The following is a 12,985-nucleotide window of genomic DNA, read 5'->3' as shown; positions in this document are numbered from 1 at the left end:
GCGTGGATTGGTGCGCGGGCCCGCTCGGGGGAAGGTGGGCGGCAGTGGTCGCCCGTTCCAACCCTGCTCGCGACCACTCGCCGCGGTGGCGTCCCCCACCGCGGTGCGGTGAATGGGAGTTTCGATGAATTGCAGGTATTCGATGCGGTCGCTGGCCGTGGCGGGCGTGGTGGCGGGCGCGGCGCTCGTCGCCGCGGTGACCCCCGCCATCGCCGCCCCCGCGGAAGGCACCATCCGCAGCGCGGGCGTTCCCGGCTCCGTCGCAGACAGCTACATCGTCGTGCTCAAGGACACCGTCGGCGCCCAGGCCGTGAACTCGGCCTCGGCCGACCTGGTGCGCCAGTACGGGGGCCAGCGCAAGCTGACCTACTCCGCGGCGCTGAGCGGCTTCTCGGTGTCGATGTCCGAGCGGCAGGCCCGCAGGCTGGCGGCCGACCCGAAGGTCGCCTACGTCGAGCAGGACGGCACAGCGCACGGCTTCGGCGAGCAGCAGAACCCGACCTGGGGCCTGGACCGGATCGACCAGCGCGCGCTGCCGCTAGACAACAAGTACGCCTACCCCAACGACGGCGGCGGCGCGACCGTCTACGTCGTCGACACCGGCGTCCACCGCGGCCACTCGGACTTCGGCGGTCGCGTCACCTCCGGGCGCGACTTCATCGACAACGACGCCGACGCCTCGGACTGCCACGGCCACGGCACGCACGTCGCGGGCACGGTCGGCAGCGCCACCTACGGCGTGGCCAAGAAGGTCAGGATCGTCGCCGTCCGGGTGCTCGACTGCCAGAGCTCGGGCCAGTGGTCGCAGATCATCGGCGGGTTCGACTGGGTCGCGGCGAACGCGGGCGCGAACTCGGTGATGACCGCCAGCCTCGGCGGCAGCGCCAACTCCTCGGTGGACGACGCGGTGGCCAAGGTCGTGCAGAAGGGCATCACCTCGACCATCGCCGCGGGCAACAACAACGGCGACGCCTGCCAGACCAGCCCGGCCCGCACCCCCAGCGCGATCACCGTCGGCGCGTCCGACAACGCCGACAAGCGCTCGCTGTGGAGCAACGGCCAGGGCTCGAACTACGGGAGCTGCGTGGACCTGTTCGCCCCCGGCACCAACATCACCTCCACCTTGCAGAACGGCTCGTCCGGTCAGATGTCGGGCACCTCGATGGCCACCCCGCACGTGGCGGGCGCCGCGGCGCTGTACCTGACCGCCAAGCCGGGCAGCACCCCGTCGCAGGTCACCCAGGCGCTGCTCGCGGCGGCCACGCCGGACAAGGTCAGCGACCCGAAGGGCTCGCCCAACAGGCTGCTCCACGTCAAGGACCTCGGCGGCACGCCCCCCGACCCGGGCACCTGCGCCCCGCAGACCAGCTCCGGCGCCGTCGCCATCCCCGACGCGGGCTCGGCCGACTCCCCGGTGACCATGGCCAACTGCACCGGCACCGCCTCGGCGTCGACCACGGTGAAGGTCGACATCGACCACACCTTCACCGCCGACCTCGCCGTCGACCTGGTCGGCCCGTCCGGCGCGGTGTTCGGCCTGCGGCCCTCCGGCGGCCTCGGCGACGCGAACGGCATCCACACCACCTACACCGTCAACGCCTCCGGCGAGCAGAAGAACGGGATCTGGAAGCTGCGGGTCACCGACGTCTACCGCTTCGACACCGGCTCCATCACCTCGTGGACGTTGACCCCGTGACCGCGCCTGACCTGGAGAAGAAGACGATGTCGGTATTCAAGCGTTCCGTGCGCGTCGGCGCGGTGGCGGTGGGTGTCGCGGTGAGCGCGCTCGCGGTCGTCGCGGTCGCCAGTGCGGCCCCGGCCAACGCCAAGGCGGCCACCTTCGAGGGCGACACCCCGGTGCCCGCCCCCGACGCCACCGCCCAGATCTACAAGGGCGTCGACGCCACCGTGTCGGACTACCCGCCGGTGATCGGCGCCCTGCGCCAGGGCGGTTCGCGCCCAGAGGGCCAGTCCTGCACCGGCTCGGTGGTGGGCAAGCGGAGCATCCTCGTCGCCGCCCACTGCCACGACCTGGAGGGCACCAAGACCTTCCGCTACGGGCTCGACGACCTGTCCGCGGGCACCGGCACCACGCTGACGGTCAAGTCGTACGAGAAACACCCGAGGTACGTCAACTTCGACCAGGGCTACGACGTGGCCGTGGTGACCACCAACGAGGACATCCCGCTCTCGCCGGACAAGTGGGCCAAGTTCGCCACCTCCGCGGACGCGGGCAAGGTGTGGAAGGTGGGCGACTCGGCGCTGAGCATCGGCTACGGGAAGAAGACCCACGACGACAACCCGGCCGACGTCTCGCTGGACAAGCAGAACTTCCCGATCGTCAACGGCGACTCGGCCTGCCAGGGCGTGGGCGCCGGGTTCAAGTCGGCGTACATGATCTGCGCCGGGTACCCGGACGGCCGCTCGACGATCCTGCCCGGTGACAGCGGCGGACCGCTGGTGGTGAACGGCAGGCTCGTCGGCGTCGCGTCGTGGAGCCGGTCGGACTTCCGGTGGTACGGCATCTGGGCCCGGCTCGACAACGAGATGGGCGACTGGGTCAAGGAAAAGGTCGGCTCGGCGCCGCAGCCCGCGGAGTTCGGCGTGGCGGTGAACCCGTCCTCGGTGCGGGTCGACGCGGGGTCGAGCGGGTCGGTCGCGGTGAACACCACGGCCGGGTCGACGCAGGAGGACGTGGCGCTGTCGGTGTCCGGCCAGCCCTCGGGCGTGACGGCGGCCTTCCAGCCGACGTCGGTCAAGACCGGTGAGAGCGCGAAGCTGTCGCTCAGCGTCGCCCCCGGCACCCCGGACGGCACGCACGCGCTGACCGTCACCGGCAAGACCGCGTCGGGCACGAAGACGGCGAACCTGACCCTGACCACCGGCCAGGGCGGCCCCGGTGGCGAGTTCGGCCTCGGCGCCAGCCCGGCCGCGCTCAAGGTCGACCCCGGCAGGTCGGCGTCGACGAACATCACCAGCGAGGTCGTCGGCGGCACCCCGGCGCAGATCTCGCTGGCGGCCGGCGGCCTGCCCGCAGGCGCGGAGGCGGTGTTCCAGCCCGCGACCATCACCTCCGGCCGCACCGGCAAGCTCACCGTCACCACCACGTCGAGCACCCCGAAGGGCGAGTACCGGGTCACCGTCACCGGCACCTCCGGTTCGGTCAGCAAGCAGACCACCCTCACCCTGACCGTCGGCGACGGCGGCCAGCAACCGGGCGGCCTCGCGGTGACCCTGTCCCCGTCCTCCGGCACGCTCTCGCGCGGCGGGTCCGCCTTCCCGTCCATCCGCGTCACCGGCGCCACCGGCTCGGTGACGCTGTCCACCAGCGGCGTCCCCTCCGGCGTCACCGCGCAACTGGTCCCCGCGACCATCAGCGGCAGCCAGACCTCGATGATGTTCCTGACCGCCTCCTTCTCCGCGGCTCCGGGCACGTACACCACCAAGGTCACGGCGACCGGCGGCGGCAAGTCAGGCACTGCGGACTACACCCTGACCATCCGCTGACCACCGCTGGGTGATCGCGCCCGGGGGCCGGGTGGGAGGCGGCAGGGCCTCCCACCCGGCCCCACCCCCGTCCGCCGGGGTGGTGTCGCCACCGATGGCTGGTCGTCCTCCCGGTCGCGGTCAGCCGGTGGCGGGTTCGAAGGCGGCCCGGGAGGTCAGGCCCAGTTTGCGCATGGCCTTGGCCACGTGGTGCTCGACGGTGCGCGGCGACAGGTAGAGCTGCTGGGCGATCTGGCGGTTGGTTCGCCCTGCGGCCACCAGGTCGACCACCTCGCGTTCCCGGGGCGAGAGGTCATCGCCGTACCCCCGCCTGCCCCGGGGCGTGCCCCTGCGGAAGCGCCGGGCGACCTGGCGGCAGCGGGCCTCGTCGCGGGCGGCGCCCAGGTCGGCGAAGGTGGTGGTGGCCGCGGTCAGGTGCCGGGTCGCGGTGGCGGTGTCGCCGTCGTCGAGGGCGGAGCGGGCGGCGGCCTCGCGGGCCGCGGCGGCGGCGTGGGGGTGGGGCAGGGCGCTGTAGTGGTCGGCCGCGGCGGCGTAGCGGGCGACGGCTTCCCCGTGGCAGCCGCGGGCGGACGCGAGCACCCCCCTGGCCAGTTCGGCGCCCGCGACGGCCAGCGGCGCGTCCCGCCCCTCGATCCCCCGCACGTACTCCGCGACCAGGTCGGCGGCCTCCTCGACCCGACCGCTGCGCGTGTACGCCCGGGTCGCCCGAGGCACCAGATCAGCCGCCCACACCCAGTTCCCCTTGTGCCGGGCCTCCGCCACGGCCCGCGCGGCACCCACGGCGGCCGCCGCGACGTCCCCCCGCGCCAACGCGATCGCCACCCGCCCGGTCGCGACCGCGAGGGACACCGGCGCGTTCTCCGGTGCGGCGGCCAGCGCGTCGTCGAGGTGCCGGGACGCCAGGTCGCGGTCGTCGCGGGCCAGCGACAGCCACGCCAGCGCGAGCCGGGCATCAGCCGCGAGGTACCCCATCTCCCCGGCCTGTTCGATCAACGCCGCCGCCGCCGCGGACACACCGTCCCAACGCCCGACGGCGACGTCGAGCCGCAAACCCGTGCCGGTGGCCAACATCGACAGGAACGGCACGTCGGCGTCCACGAGCAGTGCCCCACCCGTGCGCAGGTACTCCCGCGCCGCGCTGTAGTGCCCGAGCCACGCCGCCGCGTCGGCCAGGTTGTTGTACGCCCGGCTGAGCTGCCGACGCACCCGGGACGACCTCGCGGACCCCGGCAGGTCCGCCGCGGCCGCCCACATCGCCGGAGCACCGGTCTGGGCGAGCGCGGTGACCTCGTTGGCGCGCACCGAGGCGATCAGCTCCAGGTCGCGCGCGCCGTCGAGGGCCGAGACCGCCTCGTCGAGCCACCGCAGGTGGAACCCGACCGGGCGCGCGCCGAAACTGGGCACGCACAGCGCCGCCATCCCGCGCGCGGCGAGCAGCGGGCGGTCGCGCAGGTCGTGGATGGCCATCTCGATCTCGTTCTGGCCCAGCTCCATCCGGCCCGCCTGGTTCATCAGCAGCCTGCCGAGGTTCAGCCGCACCTCACCGCGTGAGGACCGGCCGAGGGTGCCGTCGCGCAGCAGTGCGCCGAGGCGCTCGACGGTGCTGCTGTGCGCGATGGCGTTGAGCGCGACCCGGCTCAGCCGCACGGCCAGGGTGTTGCGGGCCCGGCTGGGCAGCGCGTCGTCGACGAGCGCCTCCTCCAGCAGGTGCAGCGCCAGCGCGGTGTCACCGACCTCGGTGGCCTGGTCGACCGCGGCGAGGGTCTTGCGCACCCAGTCGGTCAGGTCGCCCGCCCGCCGGTGGTGGTGCGCGAGCCGGACGACCGGCGGGTCGGGCGCGGCGGCGAGCAGTTCGGCGGCCCTGGCGTGCAGCCTGCGCCGTTGCGGACCGGGCACGCAGATGTAGGCGGCCTGCCTGGCCAGGGGGTGGCGCAGCGCGTAGCGACCGGTGTCGGTCTCGTGCAGGACCGCCGCGGCCAGCGCCCGGATCAGCGCGCTGCCGACCCGGCGCGCGGGCAGCCCGGCGACGGTGCCGATCTCGTGCTCGGTCGCGGGCATGTCCAGCACCGCGGCGGCGTGGACGACGGCGGACACGGTCGGCCCGAGCCGGGCGAGGCGGTCGGACATGGTGTCGCGCAGCAGGTCGGGGATGTCGACGAGGTCCAGCACGGTCGGGTTCGGGGCCGCGGTGGCACCGGTCTCCCTGACCTCGCGCAGCACCTCCTCGATGACGAACGGGATGCCCGCGGTGCGGTGGTGCAGGGCGAGGGCGAAGTCCTCGGGGACCTCGGCGGTGCCGAGCAGGTCCGCGGCGAGGGCGGCGACCGGGCCGGGGTCGAGCGGGCGCAGGCGCAGCAGCGAGTTGCGGGCATCGGCCAGCAGCCGGTAGCCGGAGCCGGGCAGGGCGGCGCCTTCCTCCCTGCGGTAGGAGAACACGGCCGACAGCCCCGGTGGCGGTGGGCTGGTGATGAACCGCAGCAGGTCCTGGGTGCCCTCGTCGGCCCAGTGCAGGTCCTCGACGACGAGCAGCGCGGGTCCGTAGGCGGCCAGCAGTTCGCGGACCGCGCGGAACACCCGGTGCCGCTCGACCGCCACGTCACCGCGTTCCGGCTCCGGCGGGAGCAGCGGTGCCAACTCGGGCAGCAGTGACCGCAACACCCCGGTCACCGGCGGCAACGCGTCGGCGACGCCCGCCAGGAGGTCGCCGGTCTCGCGCAGGATGTCGACGACGGGGCCGTACGGCAGCGGTGTCCGCATCGGCTGGCACGCACCGACGAGCACCGTCCGAGCCGCGACCTGCGGCAGTCGCAACAGCTCGCGGACCAGCCGGGTCTTGCCGACTCCCGCCTCCCCCTCCAGCAACGCCACCGCGGGCGGGCGGCGGACGCACGCCGCCAGCTCGGCCAGCTCGGTCGCGCGGCCGACGAACACCGACGTCGGCAGTCGAACCGGGGGGAGCTGGATCACCAGCGCACGGTACCTCCGGGAACGGTGCCCGGTCGATGCGCGACTCACCGCCCGCCATTGCCGGATGCGTTCCCATTCCCATTCACATTCCCGGACTTTGAATGGGGGTACCCATCAATCCACCCGGCAGTTCACGGCCGGGCGCGCGCGACGCATTGTGGTGGCGCGGCGGTGTTTCCCTGACATTTCCCTGCCCCTTTCCACCGCGCGCAGAGGAGTCCTACGATGTTGAGTCGGAAAGCAGGGCTGGCCGCGCTCGCGCTCGGTGCCGCCTGCGCCGTGGCGGCCATCGCCGTCCCGGCCGGGGCGGCGCCCGCCGTGGGCGCCGTCGTCCAGGCGAAGGAGCACTACGCGGGCCAGTACATCGTCGTCCTGCGCGACGCCGCGGCCTCCGGTGCCGCCGTCGAGGCGAGCGCGCGGTCACTGGTGAACACCTACGGCGGCACGATCGCCTCGCTCTACAAGCTCACCGCGCGCGGCTACTCGGTGCACGGCATGACCGAGGCGCAGGCCAAGCGGCTCGCGGCGCACCCGGCCGTGCGCACCGTGTACCAGGACGGCAAGATGCGCGGCAGCGACGTGCAGACCAACCCCACCTGGGGCCTGGACCGGGTCGACCAGCGCGACACCGCGCTCGACCGCAAGTACGAGTACAACGCCACCGGCGAGGGCGTCACGGTCTACAGCGTCGACAGCGGCGTGCGGATCAGCCACCAGGACTTCGAGGGCCGCGCCAGGTCCGGCTACGACTTCCTGGACGGGGACAACGACGCCTCCGACTGCAACGGCCACGGCACGCACACCTCCGGCACCGCGGTCGGCAAGACCTACGGCGTGGCCAAGAAGGCGAAGCTGGTCGCGCTGCGGGTGCTGGGCTGCGACAACAACGGCCCGGACTCGCTGCTGTCCGACGCCGTCGAGTGGATCACCGCCAACGGCGTGAAGCCCGCGGTGGTCAACATCAGCATCGGCCAGTTCGAGACCGGCATCGGCGACGAGCAGATCCGGGCGTCCATCCGCGCGGGCTTCGTGTACGCGGTGGCGGCGGGCAACAACAACGGTGCCAGCGCGTGCGACTACAGCCCGGCCCGCGTCCCCGAGGCGATCACCGTCGCCTCGATCGACCAGGGCGACCGCCGCTCCGGCTTCTCCAACATCGGCACCTGCGTCGACATCTACGCGCCGGGCGCCAACATCACCTCGCTGTCCCACAGCAGCGACACCGGCACCGCGGGCAACTCCGGCACCTCGATGGCCACCCCGCACGTCGCGGGCGCGGCAGCGCTGTACCTGCAGGGCCACCCGAACGCCGCCCCGGCCGACGTCGCGAACGCGCTGACCTCGATGGCCACACCGAACAAGGTCACCGACCCCGGCACCGGCACGCCGAACAGGCTGCTCCACACCAAGGAGATCACCGCGGGCCCTGGCCCGGACCCGACCTGCGCCAAGCAGACCAACGCCGACGACGTCGCCATCCCGGACGCGGGCGCCGCCGCCACCAGCCCCATCACGGTGAGCGGCTGCACCGGCAACGCCTCCTCGACCGCCTCGGTCGAGGTCGGCATCGCCCACCCGTACCGCGGCGACCTCGCGATCTCCCTGATCGCCCCCGACGGCACCTCCTACCCCCTCAAGGCCTCCTCCGCCGGTGACCCGGCGGCGGACGTGCGCGCCACCTACACGGTCAACCTGTCCAGCGAGGCCAGGAACGGCACCTGGAAGCTGAGCGCCACGGACGTGTACCGCTTCGACACGGGCACGATCGACACCTGGTCGATCACGGTCTGATCCCACGACCCGAGCAGGCTCCGCCCTCCTCCCGCGGGGCGGAGCCTGCCCGCCTTCGGTGTGCCCGGCCCGTTCACCCGCCAGGTCGGCGCCGTCGTACACGGCGAGGTTCGCCCCCTCACCGGCGAGGGGCGACATCAGGTGCGCGGCGTCGCCGACGAGCGTCACGCCGGGCAGCCTGTCCCAGCGCAGCCCGACGGGCAGGGCGTGGATCGGCCGGAGCCACGGGTCCGCGTCGCTCCCGGTCACGAAGGCGGTGAGCAGCGGCGACCAGCCGTCGAACTCGCGGCTGAGCCTGCGCAGACCTGCGGACGGGTCGGCGAAGTCGATCGACCTCACCCACTCCTCGGGGCGGTTCAGCGCCGCGTACCCGCGTACCCGCCCGTCGGCGTGGCGGTGGGCGGTGATGCCCTTGCCCGGCGCGACCGCCACCAGCGTGCCGCTGCCGATCGCGGCCACGCTTCGCCGGTGGTCGCGGCCGCTCGGGGTCAGCGCGATCTCGACGAAGCAGGTCCCGCTGTAGCGGGGCTCCGCGGGGGTGAGCAGCGGGCGCACCTTTCGCCGCGGCCACCCGGCCCGCCACCTCGGCGTGGACGCAGGTCCCGACCACGCCCAGCACGACCACCCGGGCCGGCTGCACCCCGAATCGAACCCCGGTCTCGGCGTCGGCCCGAGTTGGAGGCGCTGATCCCGCTCGACCGGTTCGAGCAGGCCCAGGGCGAGCCCGCCACGACCACCCGCCTGCACGGCGGGGCCACCCCGGCAACCCGGTGGTGTTCAGCGGCCATGGGGGCATCGAGTTCGTGGAGAAGCAGATCCCCCACCTGGATCGCGGAGACCCCGTCGGCCTGACCCAGCCGTTCCGCGCGGCCGTGCCCGGTTCCCCGGAGACGGCCTCGCCCTCCGGGGAGAGGCACCCGTGACCGCAACAGACCGCGTCGGCCGCCGGATGCCGCTGCCGGTGGGCCTGCGCTTCACCCGGGGCATCCCGGGCTGCGCGGGCATCGTCATCGCCCGCGACCTCGGTGGCGGCCTTCGGTCACCGCCTTCGCCGCACCGCGCTGAGCGCACCCGCGGGCTCGTTGTGGTCGAAGACGTCCGCACGGGTGCCCACGGCGCTTATGATCAACTGATGTCCGCACGGGTGTCCACGGCGCGCCGAGTGCTGCGCTGGTCGCGCTGGTCGGCCGCTGTCCTGGTGAGCGCCTGCGCGCTGCTCGGGGTGGTCCGCCTGGTGGTGCCCGCCACGGCCGGTGCGACCGGCGAACCACCCGGCGTGCAGCGGCAGATGGCTTTCCTGCGCGCGGAACTGGACAGCGGTGCGGGGGAGGAAGCCCAGCGCCTGTTCCCGGAGGGGTACTTCTTCCTGCACGCCCTCCACGGCTTGAGCTGGGTCGAGCTGGGGATGCGGGAGCCGGTCGGCGAGCGGGCGGCGGCGTTGCGGGAGGCCCGGTTCGCCCTGGCGCGACTGGACTCGCCCGCCGGGCGGGCGCCGTTCAGCGCGGACCTGACCCCGGCGCACGGGGTCTTCCACCGCGGCTGGAGCAACTGGCTGCGCGGCGGGGTGTTGAGCCTGGAGCCCGCCGAACGGCGCGACCCGGCCGAGGTGCGCCGCTTCGCCGAGGACTCCGCCGCCCTCGGCGCGGCCTTCGACGCCTCGCCGACGCCGTACCTCACCGCCTACCCGGGACAGGCGTGGCCGGTGGACTCGACGGTGGCGGTGGCGTCGCTGCGGCTGCACGACACCCTGCTGCCGCCGCGGTTCGCCGGGACCGCCGAGCGGTGGCTGCGGGAGGTCCGGCAGCGGCTCGACCCGCGCACCGGGCTGCTCCCGCACCGCGCCGACCCCGTCGACGGCACCCCCGCCGAGGTCGCCCGCGGCACCTCGCAGAGCATGGTCAACCGCTTCCTGCCGGAGATCGACCCGGCCTTCGCCCGCGAGCAGTACCTGCGCTTCCGCGACCGGTTCGTGGTCTCGCCGCTGGGGCTCGGCCCCGCCGTCCGGGAGTACCCCGCGGGCATGGACGGCCCGGCGGACGTCGACTCCGGTCCGCTCCCCCTGGGCGTCAGCCTGTCGGCGACCGTGGTCACCATCGGCGCCGCCCAGGTCCACGGCGACGACCGGCTGGCCGGTGCGGTGGCCGCTTACGCCGAACTGGTCGGTGTGCCGGTCGGGACGCCGTGGAGCAAGCGGTACGGGTTCGGCCTGCTGCCGATCGGCGACGCGTTCCTGGCGTGGTCCAAGACCGCGCGGCCGTGGGTGGTCCCCACCCCGCCCGCACCCCCGGCGAACGTCTCGTCCGCGTGGTGGCTGCCGTTGGTGTCGCTGCTGGTCGTCCTCGCCGCCGCGCCCTGGCTGCCCGCCGCGGTCCGGCGCTTCAGGAACCGCCGGGGTGCGGGCACCGAGGCAGGCGGCTGATCGAAAGGTCGAGCCGCGCGCCAGACTCCACCACGAATGGGGTCACATCCGATCGGCACCCCTCTCGTCGCATGATCGTCAACGAGGGCCCGCCATTCGAGTGAGTGATCGGTGTCGCGACCCGCCCGCGAGGACGGTCCACGAACGGGCGATTGTGGCCGGGGGGCGCGTTCGGCGCGGGTGCTCAGGCGGCTTCCTGGGCGGGGATGCTCGTGCGCAGGGTCCGCAGGGCGTTGTGCACCCGGCTCTTGACCGTGCCGACGGGGACCTTCAGGACCACGGCAGCCCCCGCCGCGGTGCGGTCGGCGAAGTAGACCTCGACCAGGGTGCGGCGGTGGGCGCTGGGCAGCGCCTCCAGCACGTCCTCCACCACCAGGCGGTCCAGCACCGCGTCGGTCGGCTCCGGGGTGCTGGTGGGGTCGCCCTCGGGCATCTCGACCTCGGTCGGGCGGGACGCGCGGGCCCGGTGCTGGTCGACGGCGATGTTGTGCGCCACCCGGTTCAGCCAGCCGCGCACGGAGCCGCGGTCCTCGGTGAGGCGGTCCTGGTGGCGCCACGCCCGCACCCAGGTCTCCTGCACGACGTCCTCGGCGCGGTGGCGGTCGCCGCCGGTGAGGCGGGTGGCGTAGGCCAGCAGACCGGCGCTGTGGCTGCGGACGATGCTGTCGAAAGTGGACATCGAGGCTTCCCCTTTTCCCGTGTTGCTCCGGTGGGGAAAGCCTGGCGCTTCCGGCCGCGCAAGTCGGTGGGACAGACCCTCCGACCCCGGGGGGAGCGCCCGCCGGTTGTCGGAGGGGTTCCCCCGCGGTAGGGGTAGGGGAATCCCCACCCCGGCGTCTGCGGGTCGGGGATTTGCCCGTGCGGTCACCTGATCTTCACCAGGGCGCCCCGCGCGGGCAACACCGCGGTGCTGGGGGCTCCGCTCAGGTGAGGTCGGAGCAGCGGGTGGCCCCCGGGTCCTCCGCGGCACCCGGCGCCCACCGCACGTTGGCGAAGGTCGCGTCGAACACGCCCTCGGTGTAGACGAGGAAGAAGGTGTTGACGTTCTTCGGGTCCAGCCCCTTCTCGGTGAAGCACGAGACCGGGATGCGCACGGTCGACATCGTGCCGACCGGCAGCTCCTGGAACAGCGTGGTGGCCTCCACCTCCGCCGCGCACGGGTACTCGCAGTGCACGCCGATGGTGGTGCGCACCGCGGGCGTCTTGTTCACTACGACGTCGAATACCAGGGCGCTCTTCGCGTCCACGTAGGCGCTCATGTCGCGGCCGCCGCGCACGTCCTGGAAGTAGAGCTGCCCGGCGCCCTTGCCGGTCCAGGTGGTGTGCAGCCCGTCCTCGGTGCCCGCCTTGCCCGGTTCCACCGAGATCGCCGTCTGGGTCGCGGCGTGGGCCACCCCGAGCTGCGTGCCCGCCCAGTTGTCCGCGGACCCGATGATGCTCTTGAACGGGATGACGTCCTGCTTGTCGAACACCTTCACCTCGGTGGGCCTGTTCTGCGAGCCCGCGGCGACGGCGGGCGGCTTCCCGTCCTCGTCCCCGCCGGTGGTGAGCGCCACCGTGGTGACCGTCGCGACGAGCAGCACCGCCGCCGCGGCGGCTGCGGGCACCAGCCACTTCGGCCTGCGCCCCCGACCCGACCCGGACGAACCGGGCACGGCGGACGACCCGGCGGGGAACGCGGTGGTCGCCAGCCCCGAGGGCGGGGTCGGCGGGGCGGACGTGGCCACCTGCCGCGCCACCGCCGCCGCGCCGAGCGCCACGGTGAACTTCGGGTGCAGGCCCACCCGCACCGGCCTGCCGAAGGCGGCCGAGACCATCTGCGGCACCAGCGGGATGCGCGAGGAGCCGCCCGCGAGCAGCACCGCGGCGAGGTCGTCCGGCTTGAGCCCGGCCGAGGAGATCGTGCGGTGCAGCGCCTCGGTGGTCAACGCCACCGAGGGCCGGATCATGTCGTTGAACTCCAGCCGGGTCACCAACAGCTCCCGTTCACCCGAGGGCAACGGGATGCGCAGCGTCACGTCCGGTTCGACCGACAGGTCCTCTTTGGCCCGGACGCACAGCGCGCGGATCGCCGCCAGCGCCACCGCCGTCTCCGGGTCGGCCGGGTCGAGCGCGCTGACCGCGCCGTCGAGGCGGGCGTCGACGTGGGCGAGCAGCGCCTCGTCGAAGTCCATGCCGCCCAGCCGTTCGATGCCCTCCGGGGTGCCCAGGATCTCCATGCCGCCCGCGCGGGCCCGCAGGATCGTGGTGTCGAAGGTGCCGCCGCCGAGGTCGTAGACCGCGACCAGCTCCCCGTCGCCG

8 protein-coding genes are annotated in these 12,985 nt (G+C 73.8%); 5 read left to right on the top strand and 3 right to left on the bottom strand.

Translation table 11 applies throughout. From position 1 onward, the window contains the following. Positions 1–142: 142 nt before the first annotated feature. The gene (locus tag UO65_RS31905) at positions 143–1,696 is read left to right on the top strand and encodes a S8 family peptidase (RefSeq protein ID WP_152552382.1); all 1,554 of its coding nucleotides are present in this window, start codon (positions 143–145) and stop codon (positions 1,694–1,696) included. After that, positions 1,693–3,507 carry a trypsin-like serine protease gene (locus UO65_RS31900; RefSeq protein ID WP_152552381.1) on the top strand — a complete coding sequence of 605 codons (1,815 nt, stop codon included), beginning with the start codon at positions 1,693–1,695 and terminating at the stop codon, positions 3,505–3,507. Before UO65_RS31905 ends, UO65_RS31900 begins: the two co-directional genes overlap by 4 nt. 120 nt (positions 3,508–3,627) lie before the next feature. On the opposite strand, the gene UO65_RS31895 is transcribed toward UO65_RS31900, so the two are convergent. Then, the gene (locus UO65_RS31895; RefSeq protein ID WP_152552380.1) at positions 3,628–6,474 is read right to left on the bottom strand and encodes an ATP-binding protein; all 2,847 of its coding nucleotides are present in this window, start codon (positions 6,472–6,474) and stop codon (positions 3,628–3,630) included. Positions 6,475–6,699: 225 nt separating this feature from the next. Between UO65_RS31895 and UO65_RS31890 the strand changes: the two genes are divergently transcribed. From UO65_RS31890 to UO65_RS31880, 3 genes are all read left to right on the top strand, one after another. Next, complete coding sequence (locus UO65_RS31890) at positions 6,700–8,265, top strand: S8 family serine peptidase (RefSeq protein ID WP_152552379.1); 1,566 nt, start codon at positions 6,700–6,702, stop codon at positions 8,263–8,265. A 256-nt stretch (positions 8,266–8,521) separates the two neighbouring features. Then, on the top strand, positions 8,522–8,788 hold the full coding sequence (locus tag UO65_RS37720) for a hypothetical protein (protein ID WP_200873521.1): 267 nt from the start codon (positions 8,522–8,524) through the stop codon (positions 8,786–8,788). A gap of 396 nt (positions 8,789–9,184) precedes the next feature. Then, a complete protein-coding gene (locus UO65_RS31880) occupies positions 9,185–10,684 on the top strand; it encodes a hypothetical protein (protein ID WP_200873520.1) in 1,500 nt (499 codons plus the stop codon). A gap of 184 nt (positions 10,685–10,868) precedes the next feature. On the opposite strand, the gene UO65_RS31875 is transcribed toward UO65_RS31880, so the two are convergent. Together UO65_RS31875 and UO65_RS31870 are read right to left on the bottom strand one after the other, a co-directional pair. Continuing rightward, positions 10,869–11,363, bottom strand: coding sequence for a sigma-70 family RNA polymerase sigma factor (locus UO65_RS31875; protein WP_035290394.1), 495 nt, complete (start codon positions 11,361–11,363; stop codon positions 10,869–10,871). Between the two features lie 244 nt (positions 11,364–11,607). Continuing rightward, positions 11,608–12,985: Hsp70 family protein (locus UO65_RS31870; protein WP_035290391.1), on the bottom strand; the 1,378-nt coding region annotated here is incomplete at its 5' end.

This window comes from Actinokineospora spheciospongiae (assembly GCF_000564855.1).
GTDB lineage: Bacteria > Actinomycetota > Actinomycetes > Mycobacteriales > Pseudonocardiaceae > Actinokineospora > Actinokineospora spheciospongiae.
Note: the sequence above shows the minus strand (reverse complement) of the source record. Positions and strands in the feature narration are given on the sequence as shown.

Excerpts from the sequence above, each read along its gene's own strand:
- UO65_RS31905 (WP_152552382.1), top strand. The coding sequence starts at position 143 with ATGCGGTCGCTGGCCGTGGCGGGCGTGGTGGCGGGCGCGGCGCTCGTC.
- UO65_RS31890 (WP_152552379.1), top strand. The coding sequence starts at position 6,700 with ATGTTGAGTCGGAAAGCAGGGCTGGCCGCGCTCGCGCTCGGTGCCGCC.
- UO65_RS31875 (WP_035290394.1), bottom strand. The coding sequence starts at position 11,363 with ATGTCCACTTTCGACAGCATCGTCCGCAGCCACAGCGCCGGTCTGCTG.